This window comes from Allolucifera butyrica, assembly GCF_900476375.1.
GTDB lineage: Bacteria > Bacillota > Negativicutes > Sporomusales > UPPP01 > Lucifera > Lucifera butyrica.
Genome location: NZ_UPPP01000074.1, coordinates 24,913 through 43,240 on the forward strand (window position 1 = coordinate 24,913; position 18,328 = coordinate 43,240).

Here is an 18,328-nt window from a genome sequence, read left to right on the forward strand (position 1 = left end):
TCCTGCACGGCGGAGTAAAAAATTCCTGCTGCAGTCAGGTAAAAGAGGGTGTTCCCCGGCTTAGCTTGGGAAACACCCTCCTTAGTTTTACTTACGATTTTTGTGCTTTCGCCCAGGAATCGCGCAATGAAACGATCCGGTTAAAAACAAGCTGTCCCGGGCGGGAATCCACCGTATCTACGCAGAAATAACCCTGCCGCAGAAATTGGTATCTAGTTCCCGGTTCTGCCGCCGCCAGCCCGGGCTCCACAAAGCATTGCAGGACGTCCAGCGAATTAGGATTTAAATTAGTTTTATAATCTTCCCCTTCATCGGGGTTCTCCACATTGAAAAGGTTATCGTACAAGCGGGCTTCGGCCTTGACAGCATGAGCGGCGGAAACCCAGTGAAGCGTCCCCTTTACCTTCTTCCCGCTGGCGGCACCGCCGCTTTTTGTATCCGGGTCATAGGTACAGTGAACGGCCACAACATTTCCTGCCCCATCTTTGACAACCCGTTCACATTTAATAATATAGGCGTGCTTTAAGCGGACTTCCTGACCGGGAGCAAGACGGAAGAATTTTTTCGGTGGATTTTCACAGAAATCTTCCTGTTCGATGAACAGTTCCCGGGAAAAAGGAATGGTACGATTCCCCATTTCCGGTTTTTCCGGGTTATTTTCCGCCGCCAGTTCTTCGGTTACTCCCTCCGGATAGTTGTCAATAACCACCTTTAACGGCCGCAGTACAGCCATGGCCCGCATTGCCCGGGCATTCAGGTCTTCCCGGATACAATGCTCCAAAAGGGCAATATCCACAATGCTGTTGCTTTTGGCTACGCCGATGCGGTCACAAAAGTCCCTGATTGCTTCCGGCGTATAGCCTCGCCGCCGTAAGCCGGAAATGGTCGGCATGCGGGGGTCGTCCCACCCGTTTACGTATTTCTGTTCGACCAGTTCCCGTAATTTCCGCTTGCTCATTACGGTGTAATTTAAATTAAGCCGGGCAAATTCGATCTGCTGCGGACGATATTCGTGCTCCACTGCCGCCAGCACCCAGTCATACAACGGCCGGTGATCCTCAAATTCCAGGGTACAAATGGAATGCGTGACCTTTTCTATCGCGTCGGATAAGGGATGCGCATAGTCATACATAGGATAAATGCACCATTGGTTACCCGTCCGGTGATGATGGGAGCGTAAGATCCGGTAGAGAACGGGATCTCTCATGTTTAAATTGGGCGATGCCATATCAATTTTAGCCCGGAGCACTCTGGAACCGTCCGGGAATTCTCCCTGCCGCATGCGCTCAAATAAGTCCAGATTCTCGGCTACGGAACGGTTCCGGTAGGGGCTTTCCTGGCCCGGCTGCGTCAATGTACCACGGTAATCCCGGATTTCCTGCGCGCTAAGGTCGCAGACATAAGCTTTTCCTTTCCGGATCAACAGTACCGCATATTCGTAGAGCCGTCCGAAGTAATCCGAAGCATAAAACATCCGGTCCTGCCAGTCAAAACCCAGCCACCTGACGTCTTCCTGGATGGAGTCGACATACTCCACATCTTCTTTACTGGGATTGGTATCATCAAAGCGCAAATTGCAAAGTCCTCCGTTTTGGGCGGCAATGCCAAAATTAAGACAAATCGACTTTGCGTGGCCAATGTGAAGATAGCCGTTCGGTTCCGGCGGAAAGCGCGTGTGCACCCGGCCCTGATGTTTATTAGTACGAGCATCTTCATCAATAATATTCTGGATAAAGTTGGACGATGGCATAGAAGCTTCTGTGGTCATATTGTTAACTCCTTCTCCGAGCCTGCTTAAAAAGCGCATCAATCCCATTTTTCGCAGTCCTCTGTCATTATTTTGGAGTGCGAAATGTGGGACCCGTTGTTGCGGCTGCGCGTTCTCACTCAACGTACGCCTGAGTACGCCTCGTTCGAATGCTCGCCGCGCCTAGTATCTGCATCTTTTTAAGCAGGCTCTCACCGGTATAGTAATTATATTAGTATTAGCTATATACTAAATATTTCCTTCCAATCTGTCAAATATCCGCATTTTCTCTGTTACCCGACAATAATTCTCCTGAGAAAGAAAGACCCAATTCTTTTCAACTTCATTTACCCATTAAAATGTTTCTTCGAGTCAAATGTATGCAGCTTTTGTAATAAATCCAGCACTTCCTCCATCTTAAAAATCTTGCTGATAAATAATTCCGGGTATTGGGCCAGATCAACTTCCTTACCCTTTGGGACAAAATAACCGTCCGCATCGGTAACAATGTAGATGAGCGGACGCTCCTGACAGACCGGTGTTACTTTAAGGACAACCCCGGTTTCGCCGGTATTTAATTTTACAATCGACCCTACGGGATAAAGCGCTATATTACTCAAAAAAACATGCAATATATCCGGATCAAAATGCTTTTCGGCCGTAGCCATTAAAATCTCATAGGCTTTATGCGGCGGTAATGCCTTCCGGTAGGCCCGGTCGGCGGTCAAAGCATCATATACATCGGCAATAGCGGCGATGCGGGCAAATTCATGAATATCGTCGCCGGCTAGCCGGCGGGGATAACCGCTTCCATCCATCCGTTCGTGATGCTGATAAGCGACATGGGCCGATAAAATCTGCAGGTCGGGATTCCGCCGTAACATATCAAAGCCCATATCGGGATGCTTTTGGAGTAATTCCATTTCTGCCGCTGTCAAAGTGCCTTGTTTATTCAATATTTCGTTTGGTATACCCAACTTGCCGATATCATGCAGTAAAGCTCCCAGGGCCAATTCCCGGAGCCGGCCGTAAGGATAGTCCAGTTTGACCCCTGTCAGTACGGAAAGAATACAAACATTCACCGAATGACCGAAAGTATATTCATCATATTGCCGGATATCCGTCAGGTGCACCATATGCTCACCATGCTGTAAAATTTCATCAACAATATTCCGGGCAACCGCATTCAATTTGGAAAAGTCATGATGAAAACCGCCGCGGAATTTCTCAAATGCCTCTTTCACCTGTTTGATGGCTTTAATCCGCGTTTCCTCCCGGATAACTTCCGGAATAACAACGTCTGCCGCTAAAGAACTTTGGATATAGACTGAATAAATCCCCAGCTCCCGTAAACGTTGAATATACCGCTGGGTCAGCAATACACCCCGCCCCAGCAGGATTCTCCCTTCGGCGCTGAAAATGTCCCGGGCAGTCACCATTCCCGGAATTAATGCATCAATAGAAATTCGCTGCATAAACAACGCCCTTCAATTCACCGGTATTTATTTGGGGCCGGGTCTTTCTTGTATCGTTAACCATGCCTTCGGTTCCCTTCGTACTTATTTTTCGTTCCATCCGCCCTCGTTGCCTTCCCATTTTTCTTGGGATCAGAAAGTATAACTTTTCGGGTTGTTTCTAGAATAACACATGCTTCTTAAGAAAGCCGAAAAGTAAAATACTTTCTTGGTATCATAATTTTTTAGCAATACTTTCTATTTATTCTTGGACATTTCGCCTAAATCCTTTTTAGATCGCCAAAATCATCCAAGAAAGTAAAGCATATTCCCCTTCTTTTGCGGGTATATTATCAAAATCACCAACGGGGGGGGAAACTATGTTTGGCTGGCATGTAGTGTGTAATGACTGCAACAATGCGATCACACCACTAGGACTGCTTACAGAAAAAGAAGCTGTTACAACGGCGGAACTTCATTGCCTGGAAACAGGCCATCTGGCTTTTGCCGAAGATTATGGCGGTTATCTGCAAATGAAAGAAATTGTACAGTCCTTTGTCAGACAAGGCTGTATACCACTTTGGTCGGGCTGCATCATTCGCTGCGAAACTTGCAATGAAGTCATCGGACGGACCAAAAATATCCGCCAGGTGCTCACCACCATCCGTTCCCATGAACACGGCTTTCCCGGCCATACAATTACTAAACAGCCTATCTATCTGTCTGAACCGATTGATACCAACCGGATACCAAAACATTATATGAAAGAAGAACAATAAAGGGACCTTCCAAAAAGCAAAAACGCTTTTTGAAGGTCCCTTTTATTGTTTACTCATCTTTCACCGATCGCTTTTGTCAACTTAGCCTTATTTGCGTTGTAATCGTAGAGGGCTTGAACATAATTGGTCTTAGCCTGGGTCAGAGCCAGTTGGGCATCAATTACATCCAGGTTCGTGCCTGCTCCGGCCGCATATTTTGTCTGAGCAATTTTCACGTCCTCTTCCGCTTTATCGACAGCTACTTTGGACGTTTCAATCCGGCTTTCCGCTTCTTTCATATTCATATACGCCTGACGGACTTCCAGTTCGATCGCATCCCGGTTTTGTTTGTCCTGTTCCTTTACTTTATCAAGAGTACTTTCGGCCTGCTTAACCTGAGAATGGGTCAATCCGCCGTCAAAAATGTTCCAACTGGCATTAATGCCTATGGACCAGTTACTATCCTGACTGGAGAATTCGGGACCACTCCAGCCTTGCAACCCACTTAAGGCTATCGTCGGTTTTCCGGAACTGTCGGCCACTTTCACACCTGCTTTAGCCGCCGCCACCGTATCCTCCGACTGCCCGACTTCCGGGCGGTTGGACAATGCCTGTTGAATGCACTCGTTCAGAGGTAAATCAAATTGAGTGTAGGTAAGTTCATCTTTCAGTATACTTTGTGTGCTTTGCGGGATTCCAATTGTATTATTTAGACTGGCCACCGCAACATTATAATCATTTTGCGCCTTTGTTAAGTTTTGCCGGGCATTTGCCACTTCTACTTCGGAACGCAGTACATCCACTTTGGCGACGGTGCCGGCATCATACTGGGCCTGCACATTTTCCAGGTGCCCATTCAAATTATCCAGTGCTTCCTGGTTAACCTGAACCATGTTATGCGCCTGGAGAACATCAAAATAGGCAGTTGTCGCATCCAGTTTGACCTGTGCTCTGGCCGTCTCCACGCCTAAATCCGCTGCCTGAGCGTTTAATTTTGCCTCTTCTACCGACCCTTCCACTCTGCCGCCGGTATATAGGGGTACGCTGAGCTTCAGGGATGTACTAAACAGGTTTCCCGCCGGAGTTTCCAAATTGGCGCTGCCGCGGGTGGCGGAACTGCCGAGAGAAAAGGTTGGTTCTTTTCCCGCCTGAGCTAGCTTAATTCCCCATGCTGCTTTTTCTTTATCGTCAACTGCCATTTGGATGCTGGGATTATTTTTCAAAGCCATAGCAACACTGTCATCCAATGACAACATTGGGGCATCAGCCCAAGCTGCCGTCGCATTCAACAAAAGCCATCCGCCGCTAAACGCTACCGCCAAATGCCTTTTCCACATCTGCTTCCGCATCATGTTCTTTCTCCCCTTGCCGCAATATACGACTGACCAGTCAGTCATGTTTTATAATAACACTGTTTAGGCCTTTAGTCTACCGGGTAAATGTGACAGGATCAAAAACCGGTTCATAACCCGGTCTAAGATGGGATATACTAACATAAAACACCTACGAAAGGTCTGTTATGCGCGTACGACCCTTTTATTACTGGCTAATTTTACTGGTAGCCGTCCCACTGCTTCTCTATGCCGTGGACTATTTCTATTTTTATTATCAGGAAAAGCCCCTGCCGGGTTTGCCTATGCAGGCAATGCCGCCCATTAATGCCAATACCCGCCTGCTGGTCATAGCTCCCCATTGTGATGATGAAACGCTTGGTACCGCCGGTATGATCCACGACGTAATCCAGGCCGGCGGTCACGTACGGGTTGTCATTGTTACCAACGGCGACGGTTTTACCTTCGCTACAGAGGAAGAATTCAAACGCTTATTGTTAACAGGCGAAGATTACGTGCAATCGGGCTATACACGTCAGCGCGAATCCAAACGGGCGCTGGCTTTATTGGGAGTACCGGCACAGGACATTTTGTTTCTCGGTTATCCCGACCGGGGTATAACCAGCTTATGGGAAACAAACTGGGATTTAGCAAGTCCGTATACATCCAGATATACGCAATACAATCATTCTCCTTATTCGGCCACCTTTCATCCCGGTGCCGTTTATGCCGGTCAAAACCTGTTGAATGATTTACAGAAAATCATTCTGTCCTTTGCCCCGAATTATATTCTTGCCCCGCATCCCAATGATGAGCACCCCGACCACGCCGCCGTTTGGGCCTTTATCTTGGCTGCAGTCCTTGAAAATAAGCTGAGCGGCCAATTAGAGGTGCCAAACTTTTTTACCTATTTGGTTCATCGCGGCGATTATCCGATTCCCCACGGGTATTTACCCAATGCTTCGCTCTTACCGCCGAAACCTCTTGCCCTGTTATATCCCTCTGTCTGGCATGTTTATCCTTTGCCGCCGGAACTGAAAAACCTAAAGCGAACGGCCATCGAAGAGTACCGGAGTCAAATCAAAGTGCCGATCATGGCCGGGTTGTTAAACAGTTTTACCCGCCAAAACGAATTATTTGCCGAACCGAATATTTCTTCCATCGCAACGGTATCGTCCACACTAGATTTGCGGAACCTGTCTTCCTGGCAGCAAGCTCCGCTGTTGCTGGAAAATCCGGCAGGTATAAATCCGTTAAGCGCTCTGGAACAAAAGGGGAAAATCATGTCGGTCTATGGCCTTATCCAGGACCGGTCATTATGGCTGCATCTGCCAATTACCGGATTTTCCGCTACCCGGAACGGATATCACTTAGCTGTTATCAGTTGGTTTCGGACCGGCGACGGCCAATACAAACGGGATTACAAAGCCTTCTCTTTCGATAATTCCGAAGCCAGTATTCCCCCCTCAGACATCTTCCGTTACAAGGAGGACGTTATTATAAAATTACCGTTTCCTTCGCATCCACCTGCTTTTTTTTATTTGCGTGCAATAACGAAAGATCATTATGGCGCTGTAATTAATCACAGCGCCTGGCAACCGATACTGAACGGGGAAATTTAACCTACTTATCTAGTGTATGACCCTATAAAAACGGGAGAGCCTTCAAGGCTTCTCCCGTTTTTAACATGATTCAATCCTGCATTTGATTTTCCGCCGTAGAACTCAGCCGGCTGTTTAATTGACTAATATGGCGATCCATATCATTGGACATTTGCTCAAACATTTGTTGCGCCGATTTATCTTCCGTAGACTGCGCAAAGGCAGCATACGTTCCTTTGGCTGACTCAGCGGCAGCGACTGCTTTTTGTAAATCTTTTTTTACGGTCATTCGCTTTCCTCCTTGTTTTTTTGGTGAACCAATGATAGTATTCGGCTCTGTTGTTCAATTTATAAGTGGAATTTGCAGGCTGCAGTCTACTTTACTCTGCCTCAATAGCAACCGCATGGGCGATACAGGGGATAGACTCTTTCTGCTGATAGGAGGTCGTGCTATGTAGACTCCCCGTACCCATCAACAAAATTTTTTTCAAGTTGCCGGCCTGTAATTGCCGGTATAAATAACCGGTAAAGACTATACCCGAACTTGCACAGCCACTTGCCCCCGATTGTGTGTCCTGTTCCCCGCGGTAGATCATGCAGCCGCAATCTTCATAGTTGGCGGTTATATCCAGTCCCTTCTCCTGCATGAGTTGAATAACCAGCTTCTTGCCGACCCTTCCCAAATCGCCGGTATAGATCATATCGTAGTAGGCAGGCTGACGGCCTGTATCCTGAATATGCTGCCACAGTGTGTCAACAGCAGCGGGGGCCATGGCCGGTCCCATCGCATTCGGGTCCTTGATGCCCAGATCCACAATTTTCCCTACCGTCGCTACGGTTATCCGCGGTCCCTGACCGGTCAATGACAGTACCGTCCCCGCCGCACCGGTAACTGTCCACTGGGAGATGGGGGGACGTTGTACACCTTGCTCCGTCGGAAACCGGTACTGACGTTCGGCAGCATCATGATGGCTGGAAACTCCCACCGCAACTTTATTGCCAAACCCTCCGTCAAGTAAAACAGAGCCCAGAAGCAGGCCCTCCGCTAAGGTTGAGCAGGCGCCGTACAAGCCCAGAAACGGACGACCCAAGCTCCGCATGGCAAAATGGGTCGACATTAATTGGTTAAGAAGGTCGCCTGCCAGTATATAATCAATCTCATCCATTTGGCTGCTATCTTTGGCTACGGCTTCTTTGACAGCCCATTCCAGCATAAAGGATTCACATTTTTCCCAACTGGGATGCTGACCGATTGTATCTTCCATAATCTTGTCATAATAGGAAGCAAGCAATCCCTGTCCTTCCATGGGACCGACAATATTAGCCGTTCCGGTCACGTACGGCGGAACAGCAAAAACAATGCTTTGTTTGCCTTGTTTTTTCTGCAACGTATTCTCCCCCTGCTCCGTCATAAATTCAACTTTCATGTTTTCTTATTGTAAGCCCCCAGGAAAAAAATAATTCGCGCCGGTTAAAAATTCCGTTTTGTAATTGGTTGCAACAGTGGACAAACTAGTGGTCTGTAAACTCTAAAGCTACAGGATGAATTGCGAGAGGTTTTTCGTCCTGTGAGGCGGAGGAGGCGCGCATATCGGAAATCTGTAAGCCGACGACAACAAAGCAGGGCGGAAAACTTCTCGTAAGAACACTATAGAATTAGGGTTTACAGACCACTGGATTCAAATCAAATTGTGACAAGGAGGCACTAATCTTTCAGTAATTCTAGTGCCTGCCGCTCCGCGGGAAGCCTCAATTTCCAAAGCAGCAGAAAATTGGCCGCCGACGCTACGATAGCCGTAATCCACGCTTGAAAGAGGAGCGGAACAACGGCCAGTTCAACAATTACCGCGCCATAATTCGGATGCGACAGATAGCGGTAGGGCCCTGCGTAAATTTTCGGACTTCCCGGCAGCACCAGGACTCTCGTATTCCAACATTTTCCCAGACTGAGAATACACCAATACCGCAAACTCTGAGCAGTAATCAGCAATACTGCCCAGGCAGGCCACCAGTCACTAACAGCGGCGCCGCGAATAAGGGCTTCCGCCGGCCAGCCTATCAGCCATCCGCCATGAAGAACAAAAAAAAGCGGATAATGGCGCGCGCCAAATTCCCGGGCCCCCAGACTCATTAGATAGCGCCGGTTACGATAAGCAATCGAGAGTTCGATGCATCGCTCCGCTGCCAAAATCAGAACCAGACCCATTACGATTTTTACTACCATCGGAATAGTACCTGCTCGGCGCAAAATCCCGGTCCCAGAGCCAGCATCACGCCGTAGTCGCCAGTCGCGGCCTGCCGGTGTAAAAATTCCTGTAAAACAAACAATACGGACACACTGGACATATTCCCATAGGCGGCAAGAATGTGATAAGCCGCTGCCAGTTGCTCTTTAGCCAGTCCAAGACTGTCGGCATAAGCTTCCAAAACTTTAACTCCACCGGGATGGGCAACATAATACCGGATTGTTGCCGGATCCATTTTCCAGAATTCACCGGCTTTCCTAACCAGTGACGGCAAATTTTTTCTCACAATAGCCGGAATATCCCGGGAAAATCTCACCTTAAAACCACTGTCAACAATATCCCAGCCCATGACGTCCTCCGAAGCGTCGAAAAGAGTACTGTAACTTCCCAAAACTTCCGGTCCGGTTCCATCGGCGGCAAGAATGGCGGCAGCGGCGCCATCGCCAAATAAGCCGGAACCGACAATATTGGATTTGGAACAATCGTTTCTTTGAAAGGTAAGACTGCATAATTCGACGGCAACCAATAAGGTCTTACCCTGTGGAGTTTTCCGGGCCAATTCGGCCGCTCTGGCCAGGCCGGCGATCCCGCCGGCACATCCCAGTCCCCAGATAGGCAGGCGTCTGGTATGACGGGATAATCCCAGCTTTTGTATCAATTTTCCATCAATGGTAGGTGTAGCAATTCCCGTCGAAGAAACAAACAAAATAGCGTCAATTTCAGCCGGGTCGGTGCCGGCTGCCTGTATAGCCGCCGTTGCCGCCTGTTCAGCCAGAATCGGGGCAACTTCCAAATAGCGGGCGTTCGCTTCAGCGAAAGAATGGGCCTGTGCATACCACTCCAAGGGCTGTGCCAAATACCTGGCCTCAATACAGGCATTGTCGAAAATAGACAACAGACGGTCCAAGTTGGCGACATCCTCTTTAAACATCAAAGAGGTCATTTTCTTTAACTGCGCTTGTTCCGCTTTATAAGGCGGGACAGCTGTTCCTAAGCCGGCAATCTTACAAGCCATGCAATCACATCCTTACCGTTTTCCTGGAATCGGACAAAACCAATGCTAATTTATATGTTTGTTAGCCAATAATGATGCATTAAGAAAAACCGCTAACGCGGTCTTTCGGCTCGTAGCGCAGGGTTCCGGGCGCGGGGAAACCTGCTCAAAATATACTTATATTTCAAAAAGGACCGCCTACAGGCAGTCCTTTTTGTGTGCTACTGTTCAATTGGAACACGTTGCTTGTAATAGACGGTTTTTAAATTACACCGTTCGGCAATCTCCCGGGCTGCGGCAATTTCCTTGCCGATACCGGCGGCATCATGGGCATCGGACCCAATGGTTGCCCAGCGTCCGCCCAACTCGCCGAACCGCTTGTAAATTGGCAGTAAAGACTCAACAACCTGCTGCCGGTCAAATCGCCGGGTATTGATTTCAATCGCTTTTTGCCGTTCCACCAGGACTGTTAGAATTTGGTCAATTCGCTCGGCAAAATCCCGGAAATACACTTCCGGGTCTTGATACCGGGCATAGCGGGCAATGTAATCGATATGACCCAGGCTGTCAATAAAATCATGTAACTTCAAACACTCCAGCATTGAATCGAAATAGCGGTTGTATGCCTCTTGTTTACTGCGATTCCGGTAAAATTCCTCATAATAGATATCCAAACCGTCAACAAGATGAATCGAACCGATTACATAGTCAAAGGGATGCCCGGCAATAATTTGCCGGTTTGCTTCCCCCACATGCGGACGCATTCCCAGCTCAATGCCTAACAGCACCGAGTCACCCCGATATTGTTCGTATTCCTGAAAATACCGGTTCACATCGAAAACGAAGGCTTCCGGACGGGGATAGTCCAGATCCATATGCTCGGTAATCACAAGACCAAGCTGCTGCTTCTTTCCTTCCTTGACAGCGTCTTCTATTTTCATCCGGGAATCTGTCGAATATTGAGTATGAATATGCGTATCAAAAAGCATAGCGACCCTCCTACTTCTCCGCTCAATATAAATTATAAGCCGGACAATTCCGGTTTACCATAGTTTGCCGGCATGATAGAATTAGGATATGTTATCTTAAAGTCTGGTACGCATGAAAACCAACAAAATTCTGCTGCCGTTTCTGCGTCACGGACTGAATCTAATTACAGAAAGCTGGGCTTTAATCCATGACATTTCTCAATTCTATGGAAAGCATTTTAAGTATTATTATTATGGTGTCAATCGGTTATATTTTAACGGCGCACAAATGGTTTGACGAGCAATCAGGCCGCTTATTCGCCCGTTTAGTCAGTTATATCGCTCTGCCGGCCTATATGTTATGGAATCTTATGAGCAGTTTTAATCACGATAAACTGGTCGAACTGAGCAGCGGACTCCTCGTTCCGTTTGCCTCCATAGCATTATGCTATGCCATTGGCTATACCGTCTCGCGCGCCATTAAAATCGAACCGAAGCATCAAGGCACCTTTCGTTCCATGTTTTTTTCATCCAATTCCGTATTTATCGGCTTACCCATCAATTTGGCCCTGTTTGGCCCGGAGAGTCTCCCCTATGTACTTCTTTACTACATTGCCAACACCACTACCTTTTGGACAATCGGACTGCATGGCATCCGTGCCGACGGAACAGGCGGCGGCAAAAGCCTGTTGAGCCTGGATACGTTACGGCAAATTCTGTCGCCGCCTTTACTGGGTTTTCTCTGCGCAATTCTCTTCATTTTATTAAGAATTCACTTACCGCCGTTTATTACCGATACCTCCAAATACCTGGGAAGTATGACCACCCCGCTGTCCATGCTGTTTATCGGCATCGCCTTATTTCAGGTGAAATTCAAGGAAATTCGATTTAACAAAGATATGATCGCCATTCTGTTAGGGCGGTTTGTCGTATCGCCTCTGGCCGTACTTGGGGTAGCCGCCTTGTTTCCTATCCCGCTGTTAATGAAAAATGTTTTTGTCATTCAAGCAGCAATGCCGGTCATGACGCAAACCTCCATCATGTGCCGCCAGTATAAATCAGACTACCGCTATGCCGCAGTTATGACACTGGTCACAACCCTCCTGACTATTCTGGTCGTTCCCCTTTACATGACGATTCTGCAGCATCTTCCCGGCTAACCTTGCTGGTCAACCTTTCGAATTTCCGCCAGCACTTTTTGGCAAAGAACGGCGTTGCCGGCAATAAGAGAAATTTTACGGTCCGAACGGAAATGAATCACTTGTCCCCCGGCCTCCTCAACAAGAAGGACCCCTGCAGTGATGTCCCAGGGATTCAGGCCCATCTCCCAAAAACCGTCGAATTTACCGGCCGCAACGCAAGCCAGGTCATACGCCGCCGAGCCCATACGCCGGATCGCCCGTGCCTTCACTACAAGATCACTAAAATAATTCACGTTATTATCCTTATGATCAGCAATATCATAAGGAAATCCGGTGGCTAGAACACTTTCCAAAAGTTCCGTCTTAGCGGCAACTTGGATTGGTTCGCCGTTTAAGCGGGCACCTTGTCCCTTAATTGCCGTAAACGACTGGTCCATGACCGGTACATAAACGACGCCGAGAACGGCCTCATCACGGTAGGTAAGCCCGATGGAAACGGAGAACACAGGCAACCCCTGAGCATAATTGGTGGTCCCGTCCAGAGGGTCAATCACCCAGACATAGTCCGATTCATTATCCGAACGTCCCGATTCTTCCGCCAGAATGGCATGGGACGGATACCGGTCTTTTATAAACCGGATAATAGCCTCCTCCGACTTCTTATCCACATCTGTTACTAAATCGATACCGCTGGACTTGCGGCTGATCCGGAGGTCCTTCCGGCCAAGCCGTTCCTTTTGCATTTGGCCGACAGACCGGGCAATTTCTTCTGCGCTTGCCAACGCCACTGATAATTCAATCATGCCCAAAATTCCTCCTTTTCAACTATGACTCGCTGAATCCTGGCCGGTCGTGTCAATTAATTGTTCAAGCCAGCCCTGGTTTATTTGCTCGCCGATATTTTTAAATTCCCGGACAACCGTTTCCTGAGAGGCGTGCACATGCCGGGCCATCGGTTCTTTTAAAATCGTAAACATCAGCATAGGCGTGATGCCAAAGAAAATATTACGCAGCTTAAAATGAATGGACCGGTTGTCCAATAAAATTCCCTTTTCTTCTAATTTTTTGGCAAACAAAGCTAATACGGCTTCACTCTCGGTTATAATCCGGTCGGCCATTGCGGCCCCTTTGGCCATTTCGGCCAGAATGATGCGTATCACCGCTTTTCTTTGATTCATAAACAAATACAACCGCTCAAACGCCTGCTGCCGGTATTCCTCGCTGCAGCAGTCATTCACCGGCAAATAACTCATTTGCTGTAACAGTTCATCAAAAAATTCTGAAATAATTTCCTGTAACAGCCTGTCTTTGCTTTTAAAATAGTAGTAAATTAACGCTTTATTAACGCCTGCTTTATCGGCGATTTTATCAACGCGGGCTCCTTCAAAGCCTTTATGGGAAAACTCCGCTTTAGCAGCATCCAGTATTCTTTTCTTCGATTCACCGCTATCCCCGGGTTGGCTTACTAACATGATTTCCTCCAATATAATTATTAGTTTGACCAATGCCCTACAGTGATAAACTGTAGGGCATTGGCCCATTCACACAGTATTTACTTGAACAAGTAAAGCCTTACTGGGAAATCGGGGGAGTTCCTGAATCGTTTGTCTGCTGCCGATGTCCATGGATTTTTGCCGTTATTTTTTCCACTACGACAAAGAGCACCGGAATGAGAAAGATTCCCAAAGAGGTCGCCATGAGCATGCCGCCCACAACCGTCGTTCCCATTGAATTTCTGGCGCCGGCGCCGGCGCCCGTGGCAATTGCCAGCGGCACGCAGCCGATAATAAATGCCAGTGAAGTCATAAGAATTGGCCGCAGCCGGATTTTAGCCGCTTCGATCGCCGCCTGGACGGGATTCATGCCTTTATCCGCCCTGACCTTGGCGAATTCAACGATCAAGATGGCATTTTTCGCCGCCAACCCAATCAGCATAACTAAACCGATCTGCATATATACGCTGTTTTCCAGACTGCGCAGGTACTGGAAGAGAAAAGCGCCAAAAATTCCCGTAGGTACACTCAACAAAACGGCAAAAGGAACGCTCCAGCTCTCATACAAAGCTGCCAAACACAGGAAGACAAACACAATGGCAAAGCCAAACACAATGGGCGCCCGGCTGCCGGAAATTTTTTCCTCCCGGCTTTGTCCGGACCACTCGTAACCATAACTGCTCGGCAGCGTCTGAGCCGCTACTTCTTCCAGCGCGGTCATGGCCTGGCCGGAGCTATAGCCGGGAGCCGGATTGCCGTTGATTTGAATCGCGTCCATACCGTTGTAGCGGGTAATCATGGTAGCTGAATTGATTGATTTAGGTTTCAGCAGGGTGTTTAGGGGCACCATGGTCCCGTTTGAACTCCGCAGGTACAGAAGCCGCGTCGCATCAATATCATCACGGAATTTCATCTCCGACTGCAGCATGACTTTATAAGTCCGCCCGAACTCGTTAAAATCATTGATCTGAGCGCCACCCAGGAAAGTCTGCAGCGCCGTAAACACATCACTGATCGGAATTCCCAGTTTTTCTACTTTGTCACGGTCGACATCCAGCTGATAGCCGGGTGTATCTGCTTTAAACTGGGTATAAATCATGCCGATCTCCGGCCGTTTACGGGCGGCGGCCAAAAATTGCTGGGCTGTATTGTTCAAATCATCAATCGAGCTGCCGCCTTTATCTTCCAGCATCAGCGTAAAGCCGCCGACCATCCCCAGCCCCGGCAGAGACGGCGGATTAAAAGCAATCACGCTTCCTTCCGGCAGCTTAGCGGCATTCATAAAGATCTGGCCAATTTCCGATTTTATCTGTAACTGTGGCGCCTGACGCTCCGCCCACGGTTTCAGCCGGATAAACAAGGTTCCGGCATTGGATTTTGTACCGCCGCCGATCAGATCATAGCCGGTAATCGCCATAGCGTCCTCAACCCCCGGCTGAGCACTGACCATTTTCACCAGTTTATTCAGCGCCGCCTCGGTACGGTCCATACTGGCCGCTTCCGGCAAAGTCAAAGAAGCGATAGCAAATCCCTGGTCCTCGTCCGGCACAAAGGAAGAAGGGACAAAATGCGCCAGTCCTCCGGCCAGGATTACCAATACGGCCAGCAGGACAATCACCAGGCGGGCCCGGGGAATGATTTTACCCAGTCCCCTGCCATACCGTTCCACCGTCTTTTCGAACCAAATATTAAACCGGTCAAAAAACCGGCCGACGATGCCGCTATGGGCATCGGGATTATACGGCTTTAACAAAAGCGTGCAGAGCGCCGGTGTCAGCGACAGCGCCACAATCGCCGACAGCGCCATGGATACGGCGACTGTCAAGGCGAACTGCTGATACAGCACGCCCATGGTGCCGCCAAAAAAGGCAACCGGCAAAAATACGGAAGCCAACACGAAGGCGATGGCAATAACCGGCCCGGACACCTCACTCATGGCCCGTTTCGTTGCCTCTTTCGGACTCAGTCCGGAATAACGCATATGATGCTCTACCGCTTCAATAACCACGATGGCGTCGTCCACCACCAGCCCGATAGCCAGCACCATGGCGAACAGCGTTAAGGTGTTGATCGAAAATCCGAGAGCCTTAAATGCGCCAAAGGTCCCAACCAGAGATACCGGCACCGCCAGCATTGGAATTAGCGTGGCACGCCAGGTCTGCAAAAACAAAAATACCACTAAGAGTACCAGCAGCAATGCTTCCGCAAAAGTCTTAGCGACTTCCTTCATGGATTCTCTGACGAATTCGGTATTGTCAACTACAACATTATACTTCAGATCCGGCGGAAACCGCTTGGCAGCGTCCGCCAAAACCTGTTTCACATTGCTGATTGTTTGCAGCGCATTGGCGTCACTGGTCAGCTGAATGGCAAAACCGGCCGTCGGATGCCCCTTAAACTGGACATCGAAGTCATAATTGTTGCTGCCCAGTTCCACCTTCGCAACGTCCTTAATCCGGACGAACGAACCGTCCGAATTGGCCCGGATAATAATATTGCCGAATTCTTCCGGTTTCGTCAGCCGCCCTTTCACCCGGACCGAATACTGAAATTCCTGTCCTTGGGGCGCCGGCCTTTCGCCGATTCCGCCGGCCGGGGCCTGAACATTTTGCGCTTGAATAGCGCTCTTAATATCCGCCGTTGTTATTCCCAACTGCGCCATTTTATCCGGCTGCAGCCAGATGCGCATGGCAAAGTCGGAACCGAATTCCATAATATTGCCTACGCCTTTAACCCGCTTGATCGCATCTTCCAGATAAATGGTGCCGTAATTCTTCAAAAAAGTCATATCATAAGTATTATTCGGCGACCACAAACTAAAAATCAGCGACATGTCCTGGGAAGATTTACGGGTAATTACGCCGGTTTGCTGTACATCGTCCGGCAGACTGGGATTCGCCTGGGATACCCGGTTCTGGGTCTGCACCGTGGCAATATCCGGGTCTTTACCGACCTCAAACTGAACATTTAGCGTATAGGTGCCGGAATCCGTGCTCGTGGACTGCATAGAAGTCATGTCTTCCACACCGTTAACCTGTTCTTCAATCGTCTGGGCCACCGTCTGTTCCACTACGTCGGCATTCGCTCCCTGATAGGTGGTGCTGACCCGGACGGTCGGCGGCGCAATTTGCGGATATTGGGCAATCGGCAGGTTAAATGCGGCAATGGAACCTACCAGCGTAATGATTATGGACAATACAATGGCAAAAATAGGCCGCTCAATAAAAAATCTAGCCACCAGACTACCCCCTATTGCTGAGCCGGATTTTTCAAATCATCCAGCCCAATCATGGTCACTTTCAAGGCGGCTCCCGGCTGCAGTTTGGTCAAGCCTTCCACAACCACCCGGTCCGTTGGCGCCAGGCCGTCTTCCACAATCCACAAATCGCCTACCTTGGGTCCCAGCTTGACGGCCCTCGATTCCGCCTTGTCACCTTCCGCCACAACGGTAACGAAGTTCTTGCCTAACATTTGCTGCACGGCCCGCTGCGGAATCAGTAGTGCTCCCTTACGGACTTCCCCCTCTGACACAACGCGGGCAAACATGCCGGGCAGCAGTAGCTTCTGCGGGTTGCTGAAAACAGCCTTCAACGTAATGGTACCCGTATTTTGATTAATGCCCCGGTCGATTTGCTCGACTTTCCCGGTCAGCGGATAGGTTGACCCGTCACTCAAGGTCAGTTTCAGGTTATCCTTAAAACTGCTTGGCAGCGTTCCGTTTCCTGTTTGCATGAATTTTAAATAATCATTTTCGCTCATACTAAACTGGACCCAGACCGGATCCACGGATGACACCGTAGCCAGGACCGTCGATCCTGCCACAGCATAGTTGCCGGCGCTTAAATCATTTACATCAATGCGTCCGTCAACGGGCGAAACAATCAGCGTATCCTGCAGGTCTTCCTGGGCCTGCTGCAATTTGGCCCGGTTCGCTTCCACCGCAGCGGCGTCTTGCTTGGCCGTTGCATCTGCCGTATCGGCTGTTTGCTGGGCCACGGCGTCTTGCGCTACCAATTGCTGGTAGCGTTCCGCGTCCATGCGGGCATTATTGTACGCCGCCTCGGACTGCGCCAGGGCCGCCTGATCGGCCAGTATGGCCGACTTGTATTGCTTATCGTCAATTTGAAACAACGGCTGTCCTTTATGTACGGTTTCCCCGCCGTTCACCATTTTAGCCACAATATTACCGGCTACTTTCGCCATAATTTTTACTTCGTTTTTGGCTACCACCTGACCAACATACTCGTAGGTAATGGGTGTATCTTTCTGAATGACCTGCATTGCCTTGACTCCCACTGGGGCAGGCCCTTGCGCGGCCGGCTTATTGCCGCAGCCGGCCGCTGTCAGCGTGACAAGCACCAGCAGCATAGCCAGTTTTAAATGCGGCCATTGATATTTCCGGTCCTTTAAAGACATAAATTCAACTCCTCCTTCAATTTTTCAAGCGAAGAACGTTACAAAAAATAGTCGCGAGCCTGCTCTCTTTTTGCTCGCTCCGGTATTTACCCAATTGATAATTTTTTGCATCACACCTCATTGACCATAAGTTTCTATCCATTTTATTTAACTGAATGGTTAGTCAGATATGTATATT

General features: G+C 48.9%; 15 protein-coding genes. 3 read left to right on the forward strand and 12 right to left on the reverse strand.

The window, feature by feature from the left end:
• Nucleotides 1-91 precede the first annotated feature (91 nt).
• Both LUCIF_RS13200 and LUCIF_RS13205 read right to left on the reverse strand, forming a co-directional pair.
• The gene (locus LUCIF_RS13200; protein WP_122628366.1) at nucleotides 92-1,768 is read right to left on the reverse strand and encodes a glutamine--tRNA ligase/YqeY domain fusion protein; all 1,677 of its coding nucleotides are present in this window, start codon (nucleotides 1,766-1,768) and stop codon (nucleotides 92-94) included.
• A gap of 326 nt (nucleotides 1,769-2,094) precedes the next feature.
• A complete protein-coding gene (locus LUCIF_RS13205; protein ID WP_122628367.1) occupies nucleotides 2,095-3,222 on the reverse strand; it encodes an HD-GYP domain-containing protein in 1,128 nt (375 codons plus the stop codon).
• Nucleotides 3,223-3,581: 359 nt separating this feature from the next.
• Between LUCIF_RS13205 and LUCIF_RS13210 the strand changes: the two genes are divergently transcribed.
• Nucleotides 3,582-3,980: a hypothetical protein gene (locus LUCIF_RS13210; RefSeq protein ID WP_122628368.1), complete on the forward strand. Its 399-nt coding sequence runs from the start codon at nucleotides 3,582-3,584 to the stop codon at nucleotides 3,978-3,980.
• Between the two features lie 53 nt (nucleotides 3,981-4,033).
• Here LUCIF_RS13210 and LUCIF_RS13215 read toward each other — a convergent pair whose 3' ends face one another.
• Nucleotides 4,034-5,311: a TolC family protein gene (locus tag LUCIF_RS13215; RefSeq protein WP_122628369.1), complete on the reverse strand. Its 1,278-nt coding sequence runs from the start codon at nucleotides 5,309-5,311 to the stop codon at nucleotides 4,034-4,036.
• Nucleotides 5,312-5,478: 167 nt separating this feature from the next.
• Here LUCIF_RS13215 and LUCIF_RS13220 point away from each other — a divergent pair, with 167 nt between their 5' ends.
• Nucleotides 5,479-6,912: a PIG-L deacetylase family protein gene (locus tag LUCIF_RS13220; protein ID WP_122628370.1), complete on the forward strand. Its 1,434-nt coding sequence runs from the start codon at nucleotides 5,479-5,481 to the stop codon at nucleotides 6,910-6,912.
• A 70-nt stretch (nucleotides 6,913-6,982) separates the two neighbouring features.
• On the opposite strand, the gene LUCIF_RS13225 is transcribed toward LUCIF_RS13220, so the two are convergent.
• The 5 genes from LUCIF_RS13225 to LUCIF_RS13245 form a co-directional block, all read right to left on the reverse strand.
• On the reverse strand, nucleotides 6,983-7,180 hold the full coding sequence (locus LUCIF_RS13225) for a DUF1657 domain-containing protein (protein WP_122628371.1): 198 nt from the start codon (nucleotides 7,178-7,180) through the stop codon (nucleotides 6,983-6,985).
• A gap of 91 nt (nucleotides 7,181-7,271) precedes the next feature.
• Nucleotides 7,272-8,318 carry a stage V sporulation protein AD gene (gene spoVAD / locus LUCIF_RS13230; RefSeq protein ID WP_207857631.1) on the reverse strand — a complete coding sequence of 349 codons (1,047 nt, stop codon included), beginning with the start codon at nucleotides 8,316-8,318 and terminating at the stop codon, nucleotides 7,272-7,274.
• A 278-nt stretch (nucleotides 8,319-8,596) separates the two neighbouring features.
• Nucleotides 8,597-9,115: an isoprenylcysteine carboxyl methyltransferase family protein gene (locus LUCIF_RS13235; protein ID WP_122628372.1), complete on the reverse strand. Its 519-nt coding sequence runs from the start codon at nucleotides 9,113-9,115 to the stop codon at nucleotides 8,597-8,599.
• The gene (locus tag LUCIF_RS13240) at nucleotides 9,109-10,152 is read right to left on the reverse strand and encodes a type III polyketide synthase (protein ID WP_122628373.1); all 1,044 of its coding nucleotides are present in this window, start codon (nucleotides 10,150-10,152) and stop codon (nucleotides 9,109-9,111) included. The genes LUCIF_RS13235 and LUCIF_RS13240 overlap by 7 nt, the downstream gene beginning before the upstream one ends.
• Nucleotides 10,153-10,352: 200 nt before the next feature.
• Nucleotides 10,353-11,120 (reverse strand): histidinol phosphate phosphatase, encoded by a 768-nt coding sequence (locus LUCIF_RS13245; RefSeq protein WP_122628374.1) that lies wholly within the window; start codon nucleotides 11,118-11,120, stop codon nucleotides 10,353-10,355.
• Between the two features lie 206 nt (nucleotides 11,121-11,326).
• Between LUCIF_RS13245 and LUCIF_RS13250 the strand changes: the two genes are divergently transcribed.
• Nucleotides 11,327-12,259: an AEC family transporter gene (locus tag LUCIF_RS13250; RefSeq protein ID WP_207857633.1), complete on the forward strand. Its 933-nt coding sequence runs from the start codon at nucleotides 11,327-11,329 to the stop codon at nucleotides 12,257-12,259.
• Here LUCIF_RS13250 and LUCIF_RS13255 read toward each other — a convergent pair.
• From LUCIF_RS13255 to LUCIF_RS13270, 4 genes are all read right to left on the reverse strand, one after another.
• Nucleotides 12,256-13,044, reverse strand: coding sequence for an inositol monophosphatase family protein (locus tag LUCIF_RS13255; protein ID WP_122628376.1), 789 nt, complete (start codon nucleotides 13,042-13,044; stop codon nucleotides 12,256-12,258). The two genes, LUCIF_RS13250 and LUCIF_RS13255, sit on opposite strands and share 4 nt — an antisense overlap.
• Nucleotides 13,045-13,062: 18 nt before the next feature.
• Nucleotides 13,063-13,713: a TetR/AcrR family transcriptional regulator gene (locus LUCIF_RS13260; protein ID WP_165865997.1), complete on the reverse strand. Its 651-nt coding sequence runs from the start codon at nucleotides 13,711-13,713 to the stop codon at nucleotides 13,063-13,065.
• 100 nt (nucleotides 13,714-13,813) lie between these two features.
• Entirely contained in the window at nucleotides 13,814-16,972 is a 3,159-nt protein-coding gene (locus tag LUCIF_RS13265) for an efflux RND transporter permease subunit (protein WP_122628378.1), read from the reverse strand.
• Nucleotides 16,973-16,983: 11 nt separating this feature from the next.
• On the reverse strand, nucleotides 16,984-18,150 hold the full coding sequence (locus tag LUCIF_RS13270; RefSeq protein ID WP_122628379.1) for an efflux RND transporter periplasmic adaptor subunit: 1,167 nt from the start codon (nucleotides 18,148-18,150) through the stop codon (nucleotides 16,984-16,986).
• Nucleotides 18,151-18,328: the final 178 nt, after the last annotated feature.

Bases quoted from the DNA above. Each gene is read 5' to 3' on its own strand.
- LUCIF_RS13200 (WP_122628366.1), bottom strand. From the start codon at position 1,768: ATGACCACAGAAGCTTCTATGCCATCGTCCAACTTTATCCAGAATATT.
- LUCIF_RS13205 (WP_122628367.1), bottom strand. From the start codon at position 3,222: ATGCAGCGAATTTCTATTGATGCATTAATTCCGGGAATGGTGACTGCC.
- LUCIF_RS13210 (WP_122628368.1), top strand. From the start codon at position 3,582: ATGTTTGGCTGGCATGTAGTGTGTAATGACTGCAACAATGCGATCACA.
- LUCIF_RS13215 (WP_122628369.1), bottom strand. From the start codon at position 5,311: ATGATGCGGAAGCAGATGTGGAAAAGGCATTTGGCGGTAGCGTTTAGC.
- LUCIF_RS13220 (WP_122628370.1), top strand. From the start codon at position 5,479: ATGCGCGTACGACCCTTTTATTACTGGCTAATTTTACTGGTAGCCGTC.
- LUCIF_RS13225 (WP_122628371.1), bottom strand. From the start codon at position 7,180: ATGACCGTAAAAAAAGATTTACAAAAAGCAGTCGCTGCCGCTGAGTCA.
- spoVAD (WP_207857631.1), bottom strand. From the start codon at position 8,318: ATGAAAGTTGAATTTATGACGGAGCAGGGGGAGAATACGTTGCAGAAA.
- LUCIF_RS13235 (WP_122628372.1), bottom strand. From the start codon at position 9,115: ATGGTAGTAAAAATCGTAATGGGTCTGGTTCTGATTTTGGCAGCGGAG.
- LUCIF_RS13240 (WP_122628373.1), bottom strand. From the start codon at position 10,152: ATGGCTTGTAAGATTGCCGGCTTAGGAACAGCTGTCCCGCCTTATAAA.
- LUCIF_RS13245 (WP_122628374.1), bottom strand. From the start codon at position 11,120: ATGCTTTTTGATACGCATATTCATACTCAATATTCGACAGATTCCCGG.
- LUCIF_RS13250 (WP_207857633.1), top strand. From the start codon at position 11,327: ATGGAAAGCATTTTAAGTATTATTATTATGGTGTCAATCGGTTATATT.
- LUCIF_RS13255 (WP_122628376.1), bottom strand. From the start codon at position 13,044: ATGATTGAATTATCAGTGGCGTTGGCAAGCGCAGAAGAAATTGCCCGG.
- LUCIF_RS13260 (WP_165865997.1), bottom strand. From the start codon at position 13,713: ATGTTAGTAAGCCAACCCGGGGATAGCGGTGAATCGAAGAAAAGAATA.
- LUCIF_RS13270 (WP_122628379.1), bottom strand. From the start codon at position 18,150: ATGTCTTTAAAGGACCGGAAATATCAATGGCCGCATTTAAAACTGGCT.